This window comes from Pseudomonas sp. Snoq117.2, assembly GCF_900110545.1.
In the GTDB taxonomy this organism is placed as follows: domain Bacteria; phylum Pseudomonadota; class Gammaproteobacteria; order Pseudomonadales; family Pseudomonadaceae; genus Chryseomonas; species Chryseomonas benzopyrenica.
Window position 1 is genome coordinate 836,148 of the sequence record NZ_FOED01000001.1, and the last position, 23,811, is coordinate 859,958.

The window sequence follows — 23,811 nt, forward strand, 5'->3', positions numbered from 1 at the left end:
GAACTCAGCGGGTGATGCCACGCGTCGCACTCAGGATGGAATCACGGAACACCGCCACCTCGGGAAACCGCTGAGCCACCGGCTCCAGCTCACGCAGGGCGTCATCGACGGTCAGCCCCTGACGATAGACCACCTTGTAGGCGCGGCGCAATTCCTTGATGGCTTCGGCCGAGAAGCCCCGGCGGCGCATGCCTTCGAAGTTCATGCTGCGGGCTTCGGCCGGATTGCCGAACACCGTGACATAGGCCGGCACATCCTTGCCGATGGCCGTGCCCATGCCGGAAAAGCTGTGGGCACCGATGCGGCAGAACTGATGCACCAGGGTATAGCCGGACAGGATCGCCCAGTCGTCGACATGCACGTGCCCGGCGAGGGCCGTGTTGTTGACCAGGATGCAGTGATTGCCGATCACGCTGTCATGGCCGATGTGCACATAGGCCATCAGCAGGTTGTGATCGCCAAGGGTCGTCTCTTCCCGATCCTGCACGGTACCGCGATGGATGGTGACCCCTTCGCGGATGGTGTTGTGATCGCCGATCCGCAGCCGGGTCGGTTCGCCCTGGTACTTGAGATCAGGCGTATCCTCGCCGATCGACGAGAACTGGAAGATACGATTGTGACGTCCGATCACGGTCGGACCCTTGAGGATGACGTGAGGGCCGATGACGGTCCCTTCGCCAATCTCGACATCCGGTCCGATGATCGACCAGGGGCCGACCTGGACATCGGCGGCGAGCCGTGCCTGGGGGTCGACGATAGCCCTGGGGTCAATCAACGTCATAGCTTGCGTTCCGCACAGATGATTTCAGCCGAACAGACCGGCTTGTCGTCCACACTGGCGTGGCACTCGAACTTCCAGATGCCGCGCTTGGTGCTGATGAAGCGGGCGTCGAGCATCAGCTGATCGCCCGGCGTCACCGGTTGGCGAAACCGCAGCTTATCCGATCCGACGAAGTAGTACAGGGTGCCGTCTGCCGGCGAGGAATTCATCATCTTGAAACCGAGCACGCCGGCGGCCTGGGCCATGGCCTCGACGATCAGCACGCCCGGCATGATCGGGTGCTGGGGGAAGTGGCCGGTAAAGAACGGTTCGTTGATGCTGACGTTCTTGTAGGCACGAATGCGCTTGGCTTCGATATCCAGCTCCAGCACGCGATCCACTAACAGAAAGGGATAGCGATGCGGGAGATATTCACGGATCTCGTTGATGTCCATCATGGTCGGGGAAGGCCTGTTCAGAAAGGGGAAACATCCGATGCAGAATCAAGCATCAGAAGCAGCGTCATCCCGCGAGGTCACGGTAGCAACGATTTTTTCCAGATGTTGCAGACGGCGGGCCATGTCGTCGAGGTGACGAATCCGCGCGGCGCTCTTCTTCCATTCACCGGCCGGCTGCATCGCCGTACCGGAGGAATAGGCGCCGGGCTCGGTAATCGAGCGGGTCACCATGGTCATACCGGTGACGAACACGTGGTCGCACACCTCGATATGACCGACCATGCCCACGCCGCCGGCGATGGTGCAGTGTTTGCCGATCTTGGTACTGCCAGAGATGCCCACGCAGGCGGCCATGGCGGTGTGCTCACCGACCTGGACGTTGTGCGCGATCATGATCTGGTTGTCGAGCTTGACGCCATTGCTGATGACCGTGTTCGCCAGGGCGCCGCGGTCGATGGTGGTGTTGGCACCAATCTCGACGTCATCGCCGATCAGCACCCCACCCAGCTGGGCGATCTTCTGCCACTGGCCACCCTCGTTGGCGAAGCCGAAGCCCTCGGCACCGATCACGGCACCCGATTGCACCACGGCGCGCTCGCCAATGGTCACGTCGTGATAGAGCGTGACCCGGGGCGCCAGCCAACTGTCGGCGCCAATGACGCTCCGCGCGCCCACCACGCAGTGGGCGCCCAGACTGACGCCCGCGCCGATGCGCGCCTGCGCCTCAATCACCACATAGGGACCGATGGCCGCCGTCGGATCCACCTGGGCATCCGCCGCGACCAGCGCCGTGGGATGGATACCGGCCGCGCTGCGCGGCTTGCGATCGAACAGATGGGAAAGCCGCGCGTAGGCCAGATAGGGGTTCGCCAGGATCAGGGCGTCACCGGCATAGCCGTCGGCGTCCTTTTCCGTCAGCAGCACGGCCCCGGCCTGGGTATCGGCCAGGTAGCGGCGGTACTGCGGATTGGCGAGAAAACTCAACTGCTCAGGACCGGCCTCGGGCAGAGTAGCCAGACCGGTTACCAGGCGCTCGGACGAACCGCGTAACTCCACGGTCAACTGGCGGCTTTCCAGCCACTGCGCCAGTTCGCCCAGCGTAAAGGTGGTATGGCTCATCAACGACCCGCGTTCATGCGCTCGATCACCTGACGGGTGATGTCGTATTGCGGCTTCACGTCCACCACGGCACCGCGCTCGAGCACCAGATCGTAATCGCCCTTCTTCAGCACCTCTTCCACGGCCTTGTCCAGACGCGGCTTGAGCAGCTTGAGCATGTCACGATCCGACGCCGCCTTGGCATCGTTGAGTTCCTTGGACTGGAACTGGAAGTCCCGAGCCTTCTGGCGGAAGTCGTTCTCCAGACGGGTACGCTCGGCCTGGGCCAGCTTGTCACCGCCCTTGTTGAGCTTGTCTTGGATGTCCTTGGCGGAGCTTTCCAGACCCTTGAGCTTGTTCAGCTGGGGACCGAACTTCTTCTCGGAATCCACCGCGTACTTCTTGGCGGCATCGGATTCCAGCAGGGCCATCTGGTAGTTTAGGACAGCGATCTTGGTATCGGCGAACACCGGAGCGGCGACGAGAACGGCAGCGAACAGAGCGTAACGGGTGTACTTGTGCACAGTTGACTCCTGCGTAAAGCGCAAAGGTGTAGCCTGGGTCAGAACGTCTGACCCAGCGAGAACTGGAAGACCTGCGGATCGGAGTTGGTCGGCTTCTTGACCGGAACGCCCAGGCTGAAGCTCAGCGGACCCAGGGCGGTAACCCAGGTCACACCGACACCAACGGAGCTGGCCATGTTGGAGAAGCTGATGTCTCCGCAATTCTTCGTTCCATCTTGGCCATCGGGCGTCTTGTAGCAATTTCCAGTCGAGAACACATTACCCACGTCCCAGAACAACACGGTACGCAAAGATTTCTGATCCTTCACAAAGGGCAGTGGGAACAGGTATTCCACACCACCGGTGATCAGGACGTTGCCACCGAAGGCCTCGTCGTTCTCCCGATCACGGTAGCCTTGTCCTTTACCTACGTAAGTCGGCGGATTCTTAGGCGGCGTGGTCCGCGGCCCCAGGCTGCTGTCCTCGAAACCCCGTACCGAGTTGAAGCCACCGGCGTAGTAGTTCTCGTAGAACGGCAGGCCATCGGTGCCACCATAGCTGTCGCCGTAACCCAGCTCGGTATGGAAGCGCAGCGCGGTAGTGTCGGTCAGCGGCGTGAACAACTGGCCGCGGTAGTCGAGCTTGTAGAAGCTCAGGTCGCTGCCCGGAATGGTGATCTGGCCGGTCATGCTCTGGGAGGCACCCCGGGTCGGCAGCACACCGCGGTTCAGCGTCGAGCTGGACCAGCCGATGCTAGCCTTGAAGTTGGTGAAGTTGTCCCCTTCGCGATCTACGAAATCGTAGATCTCGTCGGCGCTGTAGGTACCGGGGTTGATCTCGTCCTTCTGCACGCTCAGACCATAGGTCAGGCGCGAGGTCTCGCTGATCGGATAGCCCAGGGTGACACCGGTACCCAGGCTGTTGATCGAGTAGTAGGAGACGTCACTGTCGTACAGTTTGCTGTAGTCGGTGCTGCGATAGAAGATGTTGTAGCCCAGACTCACGCCATCCGGCGTGAAGTAGGGATCGGTGAAGCTGAAGTTGTAGCGACTCTGGTACTGGGAACGGGTCAGACCGATGCTGACCTGGTTGCCGGTACCGAGGAAGTTGTTCTGGCTGATGGAACCGCCGAGGATCAGACCGGCGCTCTGGGCGAAGCCGATGCTGGCGGTAATAGAGCCCGACGGCTGCTCTTCGACGTTGTAGTTGACGTCGACCATGTCGTCGGTGCCAGGCACCTGGGGCGTCTCGACCTTGACTTCCTTGAAGTAGCCCAAGCGTTCGAGACGGGTCTTGGACTGGTCGATGAGGTAGGTGGACGCCCATCCGCCTTCCATCTGGCGCATCTCGCGACGCAGCACCTCGTCCTCGGTCTTGGTGTTGCCGCGGAAGTTGATGCGATTGACGTAGGCACGCTTGCCCGGATCGACCACATAGGTCAGGGACACGCTGTGGTCGTCGTCATGGGGCTCGGGCAGACCGTTGACGTTGGCGAAGGTATAGCCTTCGTTGCCCAGGCGGCGGGTGATCAGATCCGAGGTGCTGGTCATGACCTTGCGCGAGAAGACCTGGCCCGGCTGGACCAGCATCAGTTTGCGCAGCTCTTCCTCCGGCACCTTGAGGTCGCCGGACAGCTTGACTTCACGAACGGTGTACTTCTGCCCTTCGTTGACGTTGACCGTGATGTAGACGTGCTTCTTGTCGGGCGTGATGGACACCTGGGTCGAGGTGATGTCCATGTTGATGTAGCCGCGGTCCAGGTAATAGGAGCGCAGGCGCTCCAGGTCACCCGCCAACTTTTCCCGGGAGTATTTGTCATCGTTACGGAAGAACGACAACCAGTTGCTCGGCTTGAGTTCGAACAGCGAGGTAAGGTCATCCTCGGCGAAGACCGTGTTGCCCACCACATTGACGTGGGAGATGGTCGCGACCTCGCCCTCGTTGACGGTGATCTTGAGCTGCACCCGGTTACGGGGCTGCGGCACCACTTCGGCGTCGATGCTGGCGGAATAACGGCCTTGGGCGACGTACTGGCGCAGCAGTTCGTTGCGCACGCCTTCCAGCGTCGCACGCTGGAAGATCTCGCCCTCGGCGAGACCGGCCTGCTTGAGGCCCTTCATCAGGTCGTCGCTGGAAATCGCCTTGTTGCCTTCCAGGGTGATGCTGGAAATGGAGGGACGCTCGACCAGATTGACGACCAGGACGTTGCCGTCACGGCCCAGCTGGATGTCCTGGAAGAATCCGGTACGGAAGAGCGAGCGGGAGGCTTCGGCCAACTTGTTGTCGTCGACGGATTCGCCGACATTGAGCGGCAGGGCACCGAAGACGCTGCCGGACGATACTCGTTGCAGTCCGTTGACGCGGATATCGGAGATGGTGAAGGACTCGGCGTGTACCTCGCCGATCATCAGCGCGGCTATTACCGCAGGTAGCAGCAGGCGTTTCATGAGTCCCTTTTATTCCAACTGGCAAATAAAGAATCTGCCGCACTGGGCGGCAGATTCGGCAATCAGCAGAGTGTCAGAGGCGACCGAGGTCATTGACCAAGGCCAGCAGCATCACACCCACGACGAGGCTAATACCGATCTGCATGCCCCATGTCTGTACACGCTCGGACAAGGGCCGCCCGCGAATCCACTCGACGAAGTAGAACACCAGGTGACCACCGTCGAGCACAGGGATAGGCAACAGATTCAGAACCCCCAGGCTAATGCTCAGGTACGCCAGAAAATTGAGGAAGTCCCCCAGGCCTGACTGAGCGGAAGCGCCCGCCACTTTAGCAATGGTTATCGGCCCGCTCAAGTTTTTTACCGACAGCTCTCCCAAGAGCATCTTCTTCAGGGAAACCAGCGTCAGCACGCTCATCTGCCAGGTCCGACCGATCCCCTCCCCTACGGCGGCGACGGGTCCATAGCTGATTTCGCGAACCATTTCCGCCGGCCACTTGACCGGTGCCACACCGGCGCCGAGGTAGCCGGCGTCGGTGGAATCGACCCGCCGCGCGCCCAAACGCAGGGACAGATCCCGCCGCTGACCCTCGCGTTCATAGGTGACCTTGACCTGCTGATCGGGGTGCGCCCGCACCCAGTCCACCGCCTGCTGCCAATCGCTGATCGCCGTATCGTTCAAGGCGATCAGGCGATCCTCCGTCTGCAGGCCGGCCGCTTTCGCCGGACCGGCCGGATCCAGCTCGGCGAAGACTGCCGGAATCTGTGGCCGCCAGGGTTTCAGGCCCAGGGCCTGGATCGGATCGGGATCTTCCGCACCGCGCAGCCAGGCGTCGAGCTGGATGACCGTGCGCTGCTCGGCGGTGGTGCCCGGCACCCGGTAACTCAGGCGCAGCGGACCACTTTCACCCAGACGATCGACCAGGCGCAGATTGACTGCCGACCAGCTGTCCACAGCGGCGTCATCCACCGCGGTCAGCTCAGCGCCGACGGGGATGCCTGCGGTGGCAGCCAGCGTATCGGGCGTGATGCCGCCCACGACCGGCCGCGGCTGCTGGGAACCCAGCATGGCCAACACCCAGAAGAACAGGATGGCAAGCAGGAAGTTGGCGATCGGACCGGCGGCGACGATGGCGATGCGCTGGCGTACCGTCTTGCGGTTGAAGGCGGCATGCTGATCTTCAGGGGCCACCGGCGCTTCGCGCTCGCCCAGCATCTTCACGTAGCCGCCCAGTGGGATCGCGGCCACCACGAATTCGGTGCCGTGGCGATCGTGCCAGCGCAGCAGCGGCTTGCCAAAACCGACGGAAAAGCGCAGGACCTTGACGCCGCACCGGCGCGCCGTCCAGAAATGGCCATACTCGTGAATGGTCACCAGGACGCCCAGGGCGATCAGGGTTCCCAGTATCGTATAAAGGATGGACATTGGCTGCCTCCGCTACCTCAGTGTGCCGATTCTGCGGACTCGCAGGTCAGGTGTCGAGGCGCGGGATCAGCGTCTCGCCAACCACTCCCGAGCCAGCTGCCGAGCGGTATTGTCGGCTGCGAAAACCGCGTCCAGATCGGCGGCCGGACCGGGCTCGACACCCTTGAGCACCGACTCGATCAGTTGCGGGATCTCGGTAAAACCCAGTTGACCCGCGAGAAAGGCCTCGACGGCGACTTCGTTGGCGGCATTGAGCGTCGCCGGCATGCAACCACCCGCCTGAGCGGCTTCTCGGGCCAGACGCAGGCATGGAAAGCGCGCTTCGTCAGGGCGCTCGAACTCGAGCCGGCCGATTTCGAACAGATCCAGCGCCGTGACTCCGGAGTCGATTCGCTCGGGCCAGGCCAGGGCATGGGCAATGGGGGTGCGCATATCGGGATTGCCCAACTGGGCCAGCACCGAACCGTCCACATAGTCGACCAGCGAATGAATCACGCTCTGGGGATGGATGACCACCTCGACCTGCTCAGGTGTCGCCTCGAACAGCCAGCACGCCTCGATCAACTCCAAGCCCTTGTTCATCAGGGTCGCGGAGTCCACCGAAATCTTGCGACCCATGGACCACTTGGGATGGGCACAGGCCTGGTCCGGCGTCACCTCGACCAGCTGCTCGGCCGGTGTCTCGCGGAACGGACCACCCGAGGCGGTGAGCAGGATGCGTCGTACGCCCTTGCGCGCCAAGCCGGGTGTCGCCGGATCGGCCAGGCACTGGAAGATGGCGTTGTGCTCGCTGTCGATGGGCAGCAGGGTCGCGCCACTGGCCTGCACCGCCTCAATGAAGAGCGCGCCGCTCATGACCAGGGCTTCCTTGTTGGCCAGCAGCACGCGCTTGCCAGCCTTGACCGCCGCCAGTGTCGGCTTCAGCCCGGCCGCGCCAACGATGGCCGCCATGACGGTATCGACCTGAGGATGAGCGGCGATAGCCTCCAGGCCACCCTCGCCCACCAGGATCTCGGGGAGCATTTCAGCCCCTCGCAGCAGGCCGGCCAAGCAGTCGGCGGACGCCTGATCCGGCACGGCCGCATAGACCGGCTGGAAACGTCGGCAGAGATCAGCCAGCTCATTCAGGCGACGATGCCCGCTCAAGGCAAAGATCCGATAACGCTCAGGGTGCCGCGCTACTACATCCAGGGTGCTGGCACCGATGGAGCCGGTCGCACCCAGCACGCAAAGCCGTTGGAGACTCACTGGACACCCCAGCCGGCCCACCAGAGCAGCAGCGCGAACAGCGGTACGGCGGCCGTGAGGCTGTCGATGCGATCCAGTACGCCACCGTGCCCTGGCAGCAACTGACTGCTGTCCTTGAGCCCGGCCTGACGCTTGAACATGCTTTCGGTGAGATCACCCACCACGGAAATCAGCACCACGCAGGCCGCGCCGATGAGCGCCTGCATGAGGTCACCCACCCCCCAGCCACGGACCAGGCCGAGCACCAGGGTCGCCACCAAAGCGGCGGCCAGGCCGCCATAGAGGCCTTCCCAGCTCTTGCCCGGACTCACCGCCGGCGCCAGCTTGCGCTTGCCAAAGGCCCGCCCGGAGAAATAGGCGAAGATGTCGGCCAGCCACACCAGCATCATCACTTCGAGAATCAGTAGATTGCCACCCGGTGCCGCCTTGAGCAGCATCAGCCCCTGCCAGGCCGGAATCAGCACCACCAGCCCGATCAGCAGGCGTCGCCAGGAGGCTTGCCAGGCCCGAGCGCTATCGGGATAGGTGAGCACCAGCACGGTCGCATAGAGCCACCAGGCCAGGCTGATGAACAGCAGTCCGTGAGCCCCCGCCGGCAACCACCAGCAGAGCAGCAGCGCCAGCGCCACGACGGCGGCATAGGCACAACGCAGCGGCTGGGTTTCCAGACCCGCCAAGCGTGCCCACTCCCAGGCACCCAGGACCACGACCGCACCGATGAACAAGGCGAAGGCCGCCCCTTCCAGCCAGAAAAATCCGGCCAGGGCGATGGGCAGGAGCACCATCGCCGTGATAACTCGCTGCTTCAGCATTAGGCGCGTAGCTCCGCTTCCACCTGTTCGCAGGTCCGGCCGAACCGCCGTTGGCGGGTGGCGAAGTCGGCCAGCGCGGCGTGCATGGCCTCGTGCTTGAAGTCCGGCCAGAACAGGTCGGAAAAATACAGCTCGGCATAGGCGATCTGCCAGAGCAGGAAGTTGCTGACCCGCCGCTCGCCACCCGTGCGGATGCACAGGTCGGGCAACGGCAGGTCAGCGGTCGCCAGGCAGCCCTGCAGCAGCTCAGGCGTGATGTCACCCGGCTGCAGCGACCCCTGCTGGACCTGCGTCGCCAACTGCTGGGCGGCCTGGGTGATATCCCATTGTCCCCCGTAGTTGGCGGCGATCTGCAGCACGAATCGAGTGTGATGGGCAGTGAGTGCCTCGACTTCCGCCATGGCCGCCTGCAGTTCCGGGTGGAACAGCGAGCGATCGCCGATGATGCGCAGCCGGATGCCATTCTGATGCAGCTTCTTGGCCTCTCGCCGCAAAGCGGACAGGAAGAGCTCCATCAGGGCGCCGACCTCGTCGGCCGGACGCCGCCAGTTCTCGCTGGAAAAGGCGAACAGCGTCAGCACCTCGACGCCCGCATCGCCGCACACCTCGATGACCGCGCGCACGGCGTCCACTCCGGCCTTGTGACCGGCGACGCCCGGCAGCAACCGACGGCGCGCCCAGCGATTGTTCCCATCCATGATGATCGCCACGTGACGTGGCACCACCTTGCCTGGCTTGCTCATGCCCATGTTACGTCCCAACCGTTGTCAAACAGCCATCAAGTCGGCTTCCTTGGCCTCCAGAGCCTTGTCCACCTCGGCGACGAATTTATCAGTCAGCTTCTGGACTTCATCCTGAGCGCGACGATCCTCGTCTTCACTGATTTCCTTTTCCTTGAGCAGATCCTTGAGCTGAGCCAGGGCATCGCGGCGGATGTTGCGCACGGAGACCCGCGCCTGCTCGGCCTCGGCACGCGCCTGCTTGGTGAAGCCCTTGCGGGTCTCTTCGGTCAGGGCCGGCATCGGCACGCGAATGGTGGTGCCGGCGGTGGCCGGATTGAGGCCCAGGTCGGAGGTCATGATGGCCTTCTCGACCGCCTGGATCATGCTCTTGTCGAACACGCTCAGGGCCAGGGTCCGCGAATCCTCGACGGTGACGTTGGCCACCTGGCGCAGCGGAGTGTCGCTGCCGTAGTAGGACACCATGACGCTATCCAGGATGCTTGGATGAGCGCGTCCGGTACGGATCTTGGCAAAGGCGTGGCCCAGGGCTTCCAGGGTCTTGGTCATGCGCGTCTGCGCATCCTTCTTGATCTCGTTGATCATGCTGCTCCCTCCTCGATCAGGGTGCCCTCACCACCGCCCACCACGATGTTGAGCAGGGCGCCGGGCTTGTTCATGTTGAAAACCCGCAGGGGCATGTTGTGGTCACGGCAGAGACAGATGGCCGTGAGGTCCATGACACCCAGCTTGCGGTCGAGCACTTCGTCGTAGGTCAGGCGCTCGAATTTTTCGGCATTGGGATCCTTGAAAGGATCTGCCGTGTATACACCATCCACCTTGGTGGCCTTGAGCACCAGATCGGCTTCGACCTCGATGGCGCGCAGGCAGGCGGCGGAATCGGTGGTAAAGAACGGATTGCCGGTCCCGGCGGAGAAGATGACGACTTCGCCATCCTTCAACTGACGCAGGGCCTTGCGGCGATCGTACTGGTCGGTCACGCCGACCATGGAGATGGCGGACATCACCGTGGCGGGAATATTGGAGCGTTCCAGGGCGTCACGCATGGCCAGGGCGTTCATCACGGTAGCCAGCATGCCCATGTGGTCGCCGGTCACCCGGTCCATGCCCACGGCGGACAGCGCCGCACCGCGGAACAGGTTGCCACCACCGATCACCAGACCGACCTGGACACCGATGCCCACCAGTTGGCCAATCTCCAGCGACATGCGATCCAGCACCTTCGGATCGATCCCGAAGTCTTCACTTCCCATCAGGGCTTCGCCACTGAGCTTCAGCAGAATACGCTTGTAACGGGGTTGGCGACCACTCATCTGCTGTGCCATTCACTCTCTCCTGTGGCGATGAACATGTGCGGGGATTTTGATCCAGCGATAGGAAAGCGCAACTGCAGTTGCGTTCACTCCCATCGGCAAAAAACTCCTTGGAAGACGAGAAATCAGACCTGCCTTCCAATTTGACAAAGAGGCCGCGCGCTCGAAGCGGGCGGCCTCCTGGTCAACGGCGGATGCCGGTCTTACTGCTTGCTGGCAGCCAGCTGGGCAGCGACTTCGGCAGCGAAGTCGACTTCAGCCTTCTCGATGCCTTCGCCTACTTCGTAACGCACGAAGGAAACGATTTCGGCGCCGGCTTTCTTGGCCAGTTCACCGACCTTGACTTCCGGATCCTTGATGAAGGGCTGCTCAACCAGGCTGGCTTCGGCCAGGAACTTGTTGATACGACCCTTGACCATGTTCTCCACGATGTTTTCCGGCTTGCCGGCGATCTTGTCGGCATTCAGCGCCAGGAAGATTTCCTTTTCCTTAGCGACAGCTTCTTCGGAAACCTGGGAGGGATTCAGGAACTGGGGATTGCTCGCCGCGACGTGCATGGCGATTTCCTTGGCCAACTCGGCGCTGCCACCCTGCAGGGTAACGACCACACCGATGCGGTGACCGTGGAGGTAGGCGCCAACGACATCGCCTTCGACGCGGGTCAGACGACGGATGTTGACGTTCTCGCCGCACTTGGCGACCAGGGCCTCACGGGCACTTTCCTGAGCGGCGATCAGCGGAGCGGCATCGCTCATCTTCTCGGCGAAGGCCTTGTCCAGGCTGGCGGCGACGAAGCCCTTGAAGTCGTCCTGCAGAGCCAGGAAATCGGTCTGGGAGTTGACTTCGATGATGACGGCAGCCTTGTGGTCGTCAGCGACCTTGACCGCGATGGAGCCTTCGGCAGCCACGTTACCGGCTTTCTTGGCGGCCTTGATGGCGCCAGCGGCACGCATGTCGTCAATGGCCTTCTCGATGTCGCCACCGGCAGCGGCCAGGGCCTTCTTGCAATCCATCATGCCTTGGCCGGTGCGCTCGCGCAGTTCTTTGACCAGGGCTGCAGTGATTTCTGCCATGTTTGAAATCCTCTTGAATCGGTTTCGAGGTCACTCCGCACGGAGACGGAGCCAATGAAACGCCAGTAGGCAAAAAGGGGGCTAGGCCCCCTTCTCGCACGTCGAACCGCTCGACCCTAGGGTCGACCTGCTCAGCCCTCGACGGCTTCGGCAGCGGTTTCTTCGACGAATTGCTCGTTGGCACCGCCGTTGCTGCCGCCACGGATCACGGCATCGGCAACGCTGCTCAGGTACAGAGTAACGGCGCGGAAGGCGTCATCGTTGCCGGGGATGATGTAGTCAACACCTTCCGGGCTGCTGTTGGTATCGACGACGCCGATGACCGGGATGCCCAGCTTGTTGGCTTCGGTGATGGCGATGCGCTCGTGGTCAACGTCGATCACGAACAGGGCATCCGGCAGACCGCCCATGTCCTTGATACCACCCAGGCTGCGCTCGAGCTTCTCGAGGTCGCGGGTACGCATCAGGGCTTCTTTCTTGGTCAGCTTGTCGAAAGTACCGTCCTGGGACTGGACTTCCAGATCGCGCAGACGCTTGATCGAGGCACGGATGGTCTTGTAGTTGGTCAGCATGCCGCCCAACCAGCGATGATCGACGAAGGGCTGACCGCAACGCGCGGCTTCTTCGCGAACGATCTTGCCGGCAGCGCGCTTGGTGCCGACGAACAGGATCTTGTTCTTGCCGGACGCCAGGCGCTCAACGAAGGTCAGGGCCTCGTTGAACATCGGCAGGGTCTTTTCGAGGTTGATGATGTGGATCTTGTTACGCGCGCCGAAGATGTACTTGCCCATCTTCGGGTTCCAGTAACGGGTTTGGTGGCCGAAATGCACGCCGGCTTTCAGCATGTCACGCATGGAGACTTGAGACATTTAGATGTTCCTCGTAGTCGGGTTGGGCCTCCACGCATCCCAATGACCAACTTCCCATCGGGAAGCACCCAGGTCATCGTGTCGATGCGTGTGTGGGGTTAGGAGCGCTAGAGGGCATAGCCCCGAAAAAGCGCGCGACTTTATATCACGCCTTACCGGATACCACTAGCGGCGATTGCCGCCTAGCGGAGTTCCAGGGGTACCGCCGGTAGCCACAGCGCGGGCGACGGCTCTGATAGAATAGCGGATCGAAAGCTAACGCCCGGCGTGATACCTAGAGATTTCCGATGACCGTCATCCTCAAGACCCCTGAAGACATCGCCAAGATGCGCATCGCCGGCCAACTGGCCGCCGAGGTGCTCGAAATGCTGGACGAGCACGTGCGTCCCGGCATCACCACCGAAGAACTGGATCGGCTGGCCCACGACTACATCGTCAACGTGCAGCAGGCCATCCCCGCCCCGCTGAACTACAAGGGCTATCCGAAATCCATCTGCACCTCGCTCAACCACGTGGTCTGCCACGGCATTCCCAATGACAAGCCGCTCAAGAGCGGCGACATCATGAACGTGGACATCACCGTGATCAAAGACGGCTACCACGGCGACACCAGCAAGATGTATCTGGTGGGCGACGTGCCCGAGTGGGCGGACCGCCTCTGTCAGATCACCCAGGAATGCCTCTACAAGGGTATCGAGCTGGTCCGCCCGGGCGCGCGCCTGGGCGATATCGGCGAAGTCATCCAGAAGCATGCGGAGAAGAACGGCTTCTCGGTGGTGCGCGAATACTGCGGCCACGGCATCGGCAAGGGCTTCCACGAGGAGCCGCAGGTAGTGCATTACGGCCGTGCCGGTACCGGCCTCGAGCTGCAGGCCGGGATGATCTTCACCATCGAGCCGATGATCAACCAGGGCCGCTACGAGACCCGCCTGCTGGGCGACGGCTGGACCGCCATCACCAAGGACCGCAAGCTGTCCGCGCAGTGGGAACACACGGTGCTGGTCACCGAACAGGGTTACGAGATCCTGACCCTGAGAAAGGACGAAACCTTTCCCCGCGTTTCTGCGTGAGTGAGCGCCCATGCCCCAGGTCGATTCGGAGTTGTTCGACGCCGGCCAGTTCCAGGCTGAGCTTTCGCTGAAAGCCAGCCCCCTCGCGGCCTTCAAGAAATTCATCCGGGCCGCGAACGCTACCCTCGATGCCCGCTTTCTGGCCGGACGCAGCGTGCGCCGGCTGGTCGAGGATCGCGCCTGGTTCATCGACCAGATGCTCATCGCGGCCTGGAATCGCTTCAGTTGGCCGGAAGATGGCATCGCGCTGCTCGCCGTAGGCGGCTATGGCCGCGGCGAGTTGCACCCGCATTCGGACATCGACCTGCTGATCCTGCTCGCCGAAGAGGAGCAGGAACGCTTCCGCAATTCCATCGAAGGCTTCCTGACCCTGCTGTGGGACGTGGGCCTGGCGGTGGGGCAAAGCGTCAGATCGCTGCGCGAGTGCACCACCGAAGCCCTCGCCGACCTGACGGTCATCACCAACCTGATGGAAAGCCGCACCCTTGCCGGCCCCGAGCACCTGCGCCAGGCGATGCTCGCGGCCACCAGTGTCGAGCACCTCTGGCCAGGGCGCGCCTTCTACCTGGCCAAGCGCGCCGAGCAGAGTGCAAGGCACGCCAAGTACAACGACACCGAGTACAACCTCGAACCCAACGTGAAAGGTTCGCCCGGCGGCCTGCGCGACATCCAGACGCTGCTGTGGATCGCCCGGCGGCAATTCGGCACCCTCAACCTGCAGGCCCTGGTGGGCCAGGGCTTTCTCACCGAAAGCGAGTGCAGCCTGCTGATCTCGGCGCAGGAATACCTGTGGAAGGTTCGCTATGCCCTGCACATGCTGGCCGGTCGCCCGGAGGATCGCCTGCTGTTCGACCACCAGCGACGCATCGCCAACCTGCTCGGCTACGAGGACAACGACGCCAAGCTGGCGGTAGAACGCTTCATGCAGAAGTACTACCGGGTAGTGATGGACGTCTCCCAGCTCAGCGACGTGGTCATGCAGCACTTCGAGGAAGTGAATCTGCGCGACGAGCAGGTGCCCGCCGCGGTGACACCCATCAACAACAGATTCCAGATCCGCAACGGCTACCTGGAGGTGGTGCATCCGCAGGTGTTCCTGCGCACGCCCTTCGCCCTGATGGAACTGTTCGTCCTGCTGGCGCAGAACCCGGCGGTCAAGGGCCCCAGCGCCGGCACCATCCGCTTGCTGCGTGACAGCCGTCACCTGATCGACGACGCCTTCCGCCAGGACATCCGCAATACCAGCCTGTTCATCGAACTGCTCAAGAGCGAATCCGGAATCCATCGCAATCTGCGGCGGATGAATCGCTACGGACTGTTGGGGCTCTACCTGCCCGAATTCGGCCAGATCGTCGGCCAGATGCAGCATGACCTCTTCCACATCTATACGGTGGACGCTCACACCCTCAATCTCATCAAGCATCTGCGCAAGATGAGCTACGACGTCCTGGCGGAGAAGTATCCGCTGGCGACGCGGGTGATCCACAAGCTGCCCAAGCCGGAGCTGATCTATATCGCCGGTCTCTACCACGACATCGCCAAGGGCCGTGGCGGCGATCACTCGGAGCTGGGCGCGGAAGACGTGGAAGCCTTCGGTCGCCGCCACCAGCTGCCGGAATGGGATACCCGCCTGGTCAGCTGGCTGGTGCGCAACCACCTGGTGATGTCCACCACCGCCCAGCGCAAGGATCTCTCCGATCCCCAGGTGATCCACGACTTCGCCCTGACGGTGGGTGACCACACCCACCTGGACTATCTGTACGTCCTCACCGTGGCCGACATCACCGCGACCAATCCGTCGCTGTGGAATTCCTGGCGCGCCACCCTGCTGCGCCAGCTCTACACCGAGACCAAGCGCGCCCTGCGCCGCGGCCTGGAGAATCCGGTCAATCGCGAGGAGCAGATTCGCAGCACCCAGCAATCGGCCCTCGATACCCTGATGCGCCGCGGCATCGATGCCGATGACGCCGAGCAGCTGTGGTCGCAGCTGGGCGACACCTATTTCCTGCGGCATACGGCGCTGGACGTGGCCTGGCACACCGAGGCCATCCTCGGCCATGGCGATACCGCGGAGCCCCTGGTGCTGATCCGCGAGACCACCCAGCGGGATTCCGAAGGCGGCACCCAGATCTTCATCTATGCCGCGGACCAGCATGACTTCTTCGCGGTGACCGTGGCGGTGATGGACCAGCTCAACCTGAACATTCAGGACGCACGCATCATCACCTCCAGCAGCCAGTTCACCCTGGACACCTATATCGTGCTGGACACCGATGGCGGCTCGATCGGCAACAATCCCGCGCGCGTCGCCCAGATCCGCGCCGGCCTGATCGAGGCGCTCAAGCACCCGGAAGAGTACCCGAGCATCATCAACCGGCGCGTGACCCGCCAGCTCAAGCATTTCGCCTTTTCGCCCCAGGTGAACATCTATACCGACACTACGCGTTCGGCGAGTCTGATCGAGTTAACGGCGCCGGACCGACCCGGGCTGCTGGCACGGGTGGGTCGCATCTTCCTCGACTTCGACCTGTCCGTGCTCAACGCCAAGATCGCCACCCTCGGCGAGCGCGTGGAAGACGTCTTCTATGTCACCGACGCCGATGGTCGCCCCCTGGCGGATCCCGCTCTGTGCAGCGCCCTGCAGCAAGCCCTGATCAAGCAACTGGGCGAGTCGGACAGCCAGACGCCACTCAGCCGCATCAGCATCTAGCGCCTTGATCTAACGCCTCGAACGAAGGACCACCCGACGATGAATCCCACCCTCGACCTGCTGCAGCCCTATCCGTTCGAGAAGCTGCGCGCCCTGCTCGCCGGCGTGACCCCGCCGGCGGCGATCAAGCCGATCCCGCTGTCGATCGGCGAGCCCAAGCATCCGGCACCGGCCTTTGTCGCCGAGGCCCTGACCGCGAACCTGGATCAGCTGGCGGTCTACCCGACCACCCTGGGCATCGCCGAGCTGCGCGAGGCCATCGCCAGCTGGGCCGGCCAGCGCTTCGGCGTCCCGGCGGGCTGGCTGGATCCGGCACGCCACGTGCTCCCGGTGACCGGCACCCGGGAAGCCTTGTTCTCCTTTACCCAGGCGGTAGTGGATCGCAGCATGCGCGGCCTGGTGCTGAGTCCCAATCCCTTCTATCAGATCTACGAAGGCGCGGCCCTGCTGGCCGGCGCCGAGCCGCATTACCTGCCCTGCCTGGCGGACAAGGGTTTCAATCCCGATTTCGACAGCGTGCCGGACGAGGTCTGGCAGCGCTGCCAGCTGCTGTTCCTTTGCTCGCCCGGCAACCCGACCGGTGCCCTGCTGCCCGTGGCAACGCTGAAAAAGCTCATCGCCCTGGCCGATCGACACGACTTCGTGATCGCCGCCGACGAGTGCTACAGCGAACTCTATTTCGACGAAGCCAGCCCGCCACCCGGCCTGCTGACCGCCTGCGCCGAACTGGGTCGCAGCGACTTCGCCCGCTGCGTGGTCTTCCACAGTCTGTCCAAGCGTTCCAACCTGCCGGGCATGAGATCGGGTTTCGTCGCGGGCGATGCCGCCATCCTCAAGCGCTTCCTGCTCTATCGCACCTACCATGGCTGCGCCATGCCGGTGCAGGTGCAGAAGGCCAGTGCGGTGGCCTGGCAGGACGAGGCCCATGTCCGCGAGAACCGCGAACTCTATCGGCAGAAGTTCGCCGCCGTGCTGGATATCCTGCAGGGCAGCCTGGAGGTGTCACTGCCGGACGGCGGCTTCTATCTCTGGGCCAAGACCCCGGGCGATGACGAAGCCTTCGCCCGCGATCTGTTCGCCCACGAGCACGTGACCGTGGTGCCGGGCTCCTATCTATCGCGAGAGGTCGCGGGCGTCAACCCGGGCGCCGGACGAATCCGCATGGCGCTGGTCGCACCCCTGGCCGAATGCGTGGAAGCAGCGGAGCGAATCCGCCGCTTCTGCCAGGGCTAGCGATTGCCCTGATCGCGCATCAGCGCGGTCTCCTGGATGTCCAGTTCGCGCAGGAATTCGCTGACCACCAGGTCATCGATCACCCCGGCGATCCGCAGTCGATAGAGTTCACGGCGCTGGGCACGGATGGCGAGCAGGCGCAGCTCGCCGTCCAGGCTATCTCGTAGGCGCGCCAGGGAACGGGCGTCCTCGCTGTCATCGGCGGAACTCAGCTCGTCGCGGAATTCGGCGATGATGCCAGCCTTGATCTCCGCCTGCAGCGCCGCCCGCGCCGGCTCGTCGGTGTCGCTCGACTCCACGTCTTCCAGCGCCGTGATGGCGGCCCGGGCGGCATTGATCCGCACCTCGCAGCGCTCCCGCTCCAGCAGGTCGTTGGATTGTTCCGGCAGCCGCGCCAGCAGCAGCGGTATGCCGATGCTCGCCACCACCAGTGACAGCAGGATCACCCCGGCGGCGATGAACACCAGGACGTCACGCAGGGGAAAGGGCGTGCCATCCGAGAGCAGCAGCGGCAGCGACAGCACACCGGCCAGGGTCACGGCGCCGCGCACCCCGCTGAGGGAGGCGATGGCGGCGATCAGCCGAGGATCTCCGGCGATGGTGATAGGGCCGCTGCCGGGCTGGGTCAGGTGCCAATAGCCGAGGATGACACCGAAGCGAATGGCCATGATCACCGCATAGGCACCCAGCACATAGAGCGTCAGCCAGCCCGCGGCCGGCCAAAGCGCCTGGGACGCCGGCAGCGCCGCCGCCAGGATGTCGGGCAGCTGCAGGCCCAGGATCAGAAACACTAGGCCGTTGAAGGCGAACTCCACCAGCCCCCAGACGCTGTGATTGAGCAGGCGGGTGGCGGTCTGCCGGGGCAGCATGTCGACCCGGCTCTGCATCATCCCGGCGGCCACGGCGGACAGGATGCCGGAAACTCCCAGTCGCTCCGCCAGCACATAGGCGGCGAAGGGCAGCAACAGCATGAAGACGACATGGGGCGCGGCATCGCTCCAACCGCGCTTCACCACCATCCAGGCGCGCGCGCGACCCACCAGCCAGCTCAGCACCCCGCCGACCAGTACGCCGCCCACCGCGACGATGACGAATTCCAGGCTGGCCTGGCTCAACGAGAAGGCACCGGTCAGGGCCGCCGCCACGGCGAACTTGAAGGTCACCAGACCCGAGGCGTCGTTGAGCAGGGCCTCACCCTGGATCACGTGCAGCAAGGCGCTGGGCAGCCGGCCGCGGACGATGCTGGACACCGCCACGGCATCGGTGGGCGACAGCACCGCCGCCAGGGCGAAGGCCACCGCCCAGGGCAGGTGCAGCATCCAGTGCAGGAACCAGCCGGCGCCCAGCACCGTGAGGAATACCAGGCCGAAAGCCAGGACGAAGATCGGCCGGCGCAGCCGCCAGAATTCCCGCTTGGGCATGCGCCAGCCATCGGAGAACAGCAACGCCGGGATGAACAGCAGCAGAAAGAGTTCGGGGTCCAGGGCGACATGCAGCCCCAGCGTGGGCCAGGCGAGCAAGGCACCGACCACCACCTGGATCAGGGGTAGCGGGATAGGGATGAGATGGGCGCTGAGTCGGGTGGCACCCACCATCAGCAAGAGGATCAGAGCGGTATAGAGAATCTGCACGGTGGTCTCGTGGTCAGGGCACCGGTCGCGGTACCAGATACAGGAGATGCGTCCCGCGGGAGTGGGGACACGTCGACCTCGCGTTGTTGGGACTGATGTCCCCGGATTTGGTTTTACCGAAACTTTACCCGAGTCCATCTAGGCGACTCGCCGCCGTTGCGGTCTGATAGACATACCCGGTTTCATTTCCCCGGGTCGCAGGAGAATGATCATGCTACGTCGCATCACTCAAGTCGTGGTGCTTGCCGGCTGCCTCGCCATCGCCGGTCAGGCGTCCGCCCACGGTCGTGGGCCCGGTCCGGCCTTTCTCGGTGCCGTGGTAGGCGCCGTGGTCGGCGGAGCCATCGTCTCCCATTCCTATGCCCGCGAACCGGTCTATGTCGAAGGGCCACCGCCGCCCCCGCCGCCGCGCGTGGTCTATTACGAACCGGCACCGGTCTACGAATATCGCGTGGTGGAACCGCGCCCCGTGTACTACGGCCCACCGCCCGGCGCCTACTACTACGGTCCGCCGCCGCGCTGGTAAAGGCCCATGAAAAAACCCGCCGAGAGGCGGGTTTTTTCATGACTGCAGGCCTTAGATCACCTGGCGTCGACGGAGGACGTCGAGGATCTGCTGGACCCCCTCCTCCACCGACAGCTGCTCGGTATCGATCACCAGATCGGCGTCTTCCGGCGCATCGTAGGCAAAGGAGATGCCTGGGATGTTGTCGCCACCGGCCGTGTAGAGTCCCTGGGGATCGCGCTCGGCACAGGCCTTGGGCGATGCCTTGACATGCACGGTCAGCAGCCGCTCGGCGCCAATCAGCGCCTGGGCCTGGGCGCGGCCCTCGGCATCGGGCGCGACAAAGGCCGCCAGGGCGATCAGGCCCGCCTCGTTGAACTGCCGGGCCACCTGGGCCGCCCGCAGCCAGTTCTCGCGACGACCCGCGCGATCCTGCGGCAGGCCCTTGTTCAGGTCATGGCGCAGATTCTGACCATCCAGCACGAAGACCGCGCGACCGGCATCAAACAGCCGGCGCTCCAGGGCATAGGCCAAGGTGGTCTTGCCGGCACCGGAAAGGCCGGTGAAGAGCACCGTGGTGGGCTGCTGACCGAAACGCGCTGCCCGCTCGCCGGTGGCGACGTGCAACTGGTGTGCGCCCTGGCCATGACCGGCATTGCCCACCGGTTCGGCGATGATCATGCCGGCGCCCACGGTGCCATTGGTCAGGCGATCGATGACGATGAAGGCGCCGGTGGTGCGGTTGACGCCATAGCCGTCCAGGGCGATGGCGGAATCCAGGGCCACCTTGACCCGGGCGATCTCGTTGAGCTTGAGCTCGCTGGCGGCGCCGCGTTCCAGGGTGTTGACGTCCACCGTGTGCACGATGCTCGGCAGCGAACCCGGCACATAGCTGGTGGCGCGCTTGATGTCGTACTTCTTGCCCGGGCGCATGGGCTCTTCGGCCATCCACACCAGCATGGCCTCGAAGCTGTCGGTCACCTGAGGACGGTTGTCGGCATGCACCAGGACGTCGCCCCGGGAGATGTCGATCTCGTCTTCCATGGTCAGGGTCACCGCCTGGCCGGGACCGGCCTGCTCCAGCTCGCCTTCGTAGGTGACGATGGACTTGACCCGGCTGCCCTTGCCCGACGGCAGGACCACCACGGCATCGCCCTTGGTGACCACGCCCGAGGCCAGGGTCCCGGCGAACCCACGGAAGTTGAGGTTGGGGCGATTGACGTACTGCACCGGGAAGCGCAGGTCATCGAGGTTGCGATCCGCAGCGATCTCAACGGTCTCGAGGATTTCCATCAGCGGCTTGCCGCTGTACCAGGGCGTCTGCTCGCTGCGGTTCACCACGTTGTCGCCCTTGAGCGCCGACATGGGAACGAAGTGGATATCCTTGGCCCCCAGCTCGATGCGCTGGGCGAAGGCCAGGTAGTCGTCCTTGATGCGCTCGAACACCGCCTGGTCGAAGCCCAGCAGGTCCATCTTGTTGATGGCGACCACGATGTGCTTGATGCCCAGCAGCGAGGCGATGTAGCTGTGCCGACGGGTCTGGGTCTGGATACCGTAGCGGGCGTCGACCAGGATGATCGCCAGGTCGCAGGTGGAGGCACCGGTGGCCATGTTGCGGGTGTACTGCTCATGGCCGGGGGTATCGGCGATGATGAACTTGCGCTTGGCCGTGGAGAAGTAGCGATAGGCCACGTCGATGGTGATGCCCTGTTCGCGCTCGGCCTGCAGGCCATCCACCAGCAGCGCCAGGTCGACCTCTTCGCCGGTGGTCCCCACCTTCTTGGAATCGCGGGTGATGGCTTCCAGGTGATCCTCGTAGATCATCTTGGAGTCGTGCAGCAGGCGCCCGATCAGGGTGCTCTTGCCGTCGTCGACGTTGCCGCAGGTGAGGAAGCGCAGCAGCTCCTTGCGTTCGTGCTGCGCGAGGTAGGCCAGGATGTCCTGGCCGATCAGATCGGATTGGTGCGACATCTTAGAAATACCCCTGACGTTTCTTCTCTTCCATGGATCCGGCGCCATCGTGGTCGATGACCCGGCCCTGGCGTTCGGAGGTGCGGGTGAGCAGCATCTCTTGGATGATGTCCGTCAGCGTCGTCGCCTGGGACTCTACCGCGCCGGTCAGGGGGTAGCAGCCAAGGGTACGGAAGCGCACCTGGCGCTTGTGGATGCGCGCCTTCTCCTCGGGCGAGAGGTGTTCGAGGATTCGGTCGTCGTCGATCATGAGCAGGGTGCCGTTCTTCTCGATCACCTCGCGCTCGGCGGCGAAGTACAGCGGCACGATCGGGATACCTTCGAGATAGATGTACTGCCAGATGTCCAGCTCGGTCCAGTTGGACAGCGGGAAGACCCGGATCGACTCGCCCTTGTTGGTCTTGCCGTTGTAGATGTTCCACAGCTCGGGGCGCTGGTTCTTGGGATCCCAGCGGTGCTTGCTGTCGCGGAAGGAGTAGACGCGCTCCTTGGCGCGAGACTTCTCCTCGTCACGGCGAGCGCCGCCGAAGGCCGCGTCGAAGCCGTACTTGTCCAGCGCCTGCTTGAGGCCCTGGGTCTTCATGATGTCGGTGTGCTTGGCGCTGCCATGGGTGAAGGGATTGATGCCCTGAGCGACCCCTTCCGGATTCTTGTGCACCAGCAGATCGAGTCCCATGTCGGCGACCATGCGATCGCGGAATTCGTACATGGCCTGGAATTTCCAGCCGGTGTCCACGTGGAGTACCGGGAACGGCAGCTTGCCGGGAAAGAAGGCCTTGCGGGCCAGGTGCAGCATCACGGCCGAATCCTTGCCGATGGAATACAGCATGACCGGATTGTCGAATTCGGCGGCCACTTCACGGATGATGTGGATGCTTTCCGCCTCAAGCTGTTTGAGGTGCGTCTGTTTGTCGAGCATGGCTACTCACGATTGCAGAAAGGTGGCCTAGAAGAGGTCCGTTGCGGCGTCCAGTCGACTGGACACCCCGGACAGAGCGGGCCGTGGACGAACCTCAACCTTACCATAGGCAACGGTTATGGCCCGCCAGGCCATCTAGATCCAGAAGTTATATGCTTATGACGCTCAGGCGGGATTGTCGCAGTCGATGAAGAGGTGCTGGATACCCAGCTGCGCGGCCAGATAATCGCCCAGCGCCTGCACGCCATAGCGCTCGGTGGCATGGTGGCCGGCGGCGAAGAAACTCACGTCGTTCTCGCGAGCGCTGTGTACCGTCTGCTCGGACACCTCGCCGGTCAGATAGGCATCCACCCCGACGGCGATGGCCTGGTCGATGTAGCCCTGAGCACCGCCGGTGCACCAGGCCAGGCGCCGGATCGACCGTCCGCCGTCGACCACCAGCGGCTCGCGCTGCAGCACGTCGGCCACTTGCCGACCGAAGTCCGCGGCGGATTGCGCCTGCGGCAACTCGCCCTGCCAGATCAGCCCCTTGCTATCCCCGGGCAGCGGCCGGATATCCTGCATCCCCAGACGACGCCCCAGCTGGACGTTGTTGCCCACCTCGGGATGGACATCCAGCGGCAGGTGGTAGGCCAGCAGGCTGATGTCGTGGCTCAGCAACGTCTTGATCCGGCGCTGCTTCATGCCGATGAGGCGGGCATCCTCGTTCTTCCAAAAGTAGCCATGGTGCACCAGGATGGCATCGGCGCCGGCGGCGACGGCGGCGTCCAGCAGCTGCTGGGAAGCCGTAACGCCACTGACCAGCAGGCGCACCTGCTCACGACCCTGGACCTGCAGGCCGTTAGGGCAATAATCCTGGATCCGGGCCGACTCCAGGTAACGGTCGGCGGTCTCCACCAGTTGATCAAGGGACAGGGTCACGGACGGTTTACCTCCTCAGCGGCAACGCCACCGCGTGTCTTCGGGTGGCGTCGCTCCTTATAATGCCCGCCAGCTTATCCGGCACGCCCCGGGCGGACAAATTC

Annotated in this window: 21 protein-coding genes; 4 read left to right on the forward strand and 17 right to left on the reverse strand. The window is 63.5% G+C overall.

The features are described from left to right. Positions 1-4 precede the first annotated feature (4 nt). The 13 genes from lpxA to rpsB all read right to left on the reverse strand — a co-directional run bounded on the left by lpxA (position 5) and on the right by rpsB (position 12,747). Positions 5-781 carry an acyl-ACP--UDP-N-acetylglucosamine O-acyltransferase gene (lpxA, locus tag BMZ43_RS04225; RefSeq protein WP_064306761.1) on the reverse strand — a complete coding sequence of 259 codons (777 nt, stop codon included), beginning with the start codon at positions 779-781 and terminating at the stop codon, positions 5-7. After that, positions 778-1,218 carry a 3-hydroxyacyl-ACP dehydratase FabZ gene (fabZ, locus tag BMZ43_RS04230; protein WP_007159483.1) on the reverse strand — a complete coding sequence of 147 codons (441 nt, stop codon included), beginning with the start codon at positions 1,216-1,218 and terminating at the stop codon, positions 778-780. Before fabZ ends, lpxA begins: the two co-directional genes overlap by 4 nt. Positions 1,219-1,263: 45 nt before the next feature. After that, a complete protein-coding gene (lpxD, locus tag BMZ43_RS04235; RefSeq protein WP_064306762.1) occupies positions 1,264-2,337 on the reverse strand; it encodes a UDP-3-O-(3-hydroxymyristoyl)glucosamine N-acyltransferase in 1,074 nt (357 codons plus the stop codon). Next, positions 2,337-2,840: an OmpH/Skp family outer membrane protein gene (locus BMZ43_RS04240; RefSeq protein ID WP_017639048.1), complete on the reverse strand. Its 504-nt coding sequence runs from the start codon at positions 2,838-2,840 to the stop codon at positions 2,337-2,339. The genes lpxD and BMZ43_RS04240 overlap by 1 nt, the downstream gene beginning before the upstream one ends. A 38-nt stretch (positions 2,841-2,878) precedes the next feature. After that, the gene (gene bamA / locus BMZ43_RS04245; protein ID WP_026083607.1) at positions 2,879-5,266 is read right to left on the reverse strand and encodes an outer membrane protein assembly factor BamA; all 2,388 of its coding nucleotides are present in this window, start codon (positions 5,264-5,266) and stop codon (positions 2,879-2,881) included. A 73-nt stretch (positions 5,267-5,339) separates the two neighbouring features. Continuing rightward, positions 5,340-6,692 carry an RIP metalloprotease RseP gene (gene rseP, locus BMZ43_RS04250; RefSeq protein WP_093250266.1) on the reverse strand — a complete coding sequence of 451 codons (1,353 nt, stop codon included), beginning with the start codon at positions 6,690-6,692 and terminating at the stop codon, positions 5,340-5,342. A gap of 66 nt (positions 6,693-6,758) precedes the next feature. Further along, the gene (gene ispC, locus BMZ43_RS04255; RefSeq protein ID WP_037062975.1) at positions 6,759-7,940 is read right to left on the reverse strand and encodes a 1-deoxy-D-xylulose-5-phosphate reductoisomerase; all 1,182 of its coding nucleotides are present in this window, start codon (positions 7,938-7,940) and stop codon (positions 6,759-6,761) included. Beyond that, entirely contained in the window at positions 7,937-8,752 is an 816-nt protein-coding gene (locus BMZ43_RS04260; RefSeq protein WP_093250272.1) for a phosphatidate cytidylyltransferase, read from the reverse strand. Before BMZ43_RS04260 ends, ispC begins: the two co-directional genes overlap by 4 nt. Next, positions 8,752-9,501, reverse strand: coding sequence for a polyprenyl diphosphate synthase (gene uppS, locus BMZ43_RS04265; protein WP_017639053.1), 750 nt, complete (start codon positions 9,499-9,501; stop codon positions 8,752-8,754). Before uppS ends, BMZ43_RS04260 begins: the two co-directional genes overlap by 1 nt. 18 nt (positions 9,502-9,519) lie before the next feature. Further along, positions 9,520-10,077 carry a ribosome recycling factor gene (gene frr / locus BMZ43_RS04270; RefSeq protein ID WP_007159491.1) on the reverse strand — a complete coding sequence of 186 codons (558 nt, stop codon included), beginning with the start codon at positions 10,075-10,077 and terminating at the stop codon, positions 9,520-9,522. Further along, positions 10,074-10,817 (reverse strand): UMP kinase, encoded by a 744-nt coding sequence (gene pyrH / locus BMZ43_RS04275; RefSeq protein WP_017639054.1) that lies wholly within the window; start codon positions 10,815-10,817, stop codon positions 10,074-10,076. Before pyrH ends, frr begins: the two co-directional genes overlap by 4 nt. Before the next feature lie 191 nt (positions 10,818-11,008). After that, complete coding sequence (tsf, locus tag BMZ43_RS04280; RefSeq protein ID WP_017639055.1) at positions 11,009-11,878, reverse strand: translation elongation factor Ts; 870 nt, start codon at positions 11,876-11,878, stop codon at positions 11,009-11,011. Positions 11,879-12,009: 131 nt separating this feature from the next. Further along, the gene (gene rpsB / locus BMZ43_RS04285; RefSeq protein WP_017639056.1) at positions 12,010-12,747 is read right to left on the reverse strand and encodes a 30S ribosomal protein S2; all 738 of its coding nucleotides are present in this window, start codon (positions 12,745-12,747) and stop codon (positions 12,010-12,012) included. A gap of 287 nt (positions 12,748-13,034) precedes the next feature. Here rpsB and map point away from each other — a divergent pair, with 287 nt between their 5' ends. The 3 genes from map to dapC are packed head-to-tail and all read left to right on the forward strand — an operon-like array spanning position 13,035 to position 17,760. Further along, a complete protein-coding gene (gene map, locus BMZ43_RS04290; protein WP_017639057.1) occupies positions 13,035-13,817 on the forward strand; it encodes a type I methionyl aminopeptidase in 783 nt (260 codons plus the stop codon). Positions 13,818-13,827: 10 nt separating this feature from the next. Continuing rightward, positions 13,828-16,527 (forward strand): [protein-PII] uridylyltransferase, encoded by a 2,700-nt coding sequence (locus tag BMZ43_RS04295; RefSeq protein WP_093250277.1) that lies wholly within the window; start codon positions 13,828-13,830, stop codon positions 16,525-16,527. A 39-nt stretch (positions 16,528-16,566) separates the two neighbouring features. Beyond that, a complete protein-coding gene (dapC, locus tag BMZ43_RS04300) occupies positions 16,567-17,760 on the forward strand; it encodes a succinyldiaminopimelate transaminase (protein WP_093250282.1) in 1,194 nt (397 codons plus the stop codon). Here dapC and BMZ43_RS04305 read toward each other — a convergent pair. Then, a complete protein-coding gene (locus tag BMZ43_RS04305) occupies positions 17,757-19,391 on the reverse strand; it encodes a Na+/H+ antiporter (protein WP_093250287.1) in 1,635 nt (544 codons plus the stop codon). The two genes, dapC and BMZ43_RS04305, sit on opposite strands and share 4 nt — an antisense overlap. A gap of 211 nt (positions 19,392-19,602) precedes the next feature. On the opposite strand from BMZ43_RS04305, the gene BMZ43_RS04310 reads away from it, so the two are divergent. Further along, the gene (locus tag BMZ43_RS04310; protein WP_007159499.1) at positions 19,603-19,917 is read left to right on the forward strand and encodes a hypothetical protein; all 315 of its coding nucleotides are present in this window, start codon (positions 19,603-19,605) and stop codon (positions 19,915-19,917) included. 51 nt (positions 19,918-19,968) lie between these two features. On the opposite strand, the gene cysN is transcribed toward BMZ43_RS04310, so the two are convergent. The 3 genes from cysN to BMZ43_RS04325 form a co-directional block, all read right to left on the reverse strand. Then, positions 19,969-21,867, reverse strand: coding sequence for a sulfate adenylyltransferase subunit CysN (cysN, locus tag BMZ43_RS04315; protein ID WP_093250291.1), 1,899 nt, complete (start codon positions 21,865-21,867; stop codon positions 19,969-19,971). Between the two features lies 1 nt (position 21,868). After that, positions 21,869-22,786 carry a sulfate adenylyltransferase subunit CysD gene (gene cysD / locus BMZ43_RS04320; protein WP_007159501.1) on the reverse strand — a complete coding sequence of 306 codons (918 nt, stop codon included), beginning with the start codon at positions 22,784-22,786 and terminating at the stop codon, positions 21,869-21,871. 165 nt (positions 22,787-22,951) lie between these two features. Further along, complete coding sequence (locus tag BMZ43_RS04325) at positions 22,952-23,707, reverse strand: Nif3-like dinuclear metal center hexameric protein (protein WP_093250295.1); 756 nt, start codon at positions 23,705-23,707, stop codon at positions 22,952-22,954. Between the last annotated feature and the right edge of the window lie 104 nt (positions 23,708-23,811).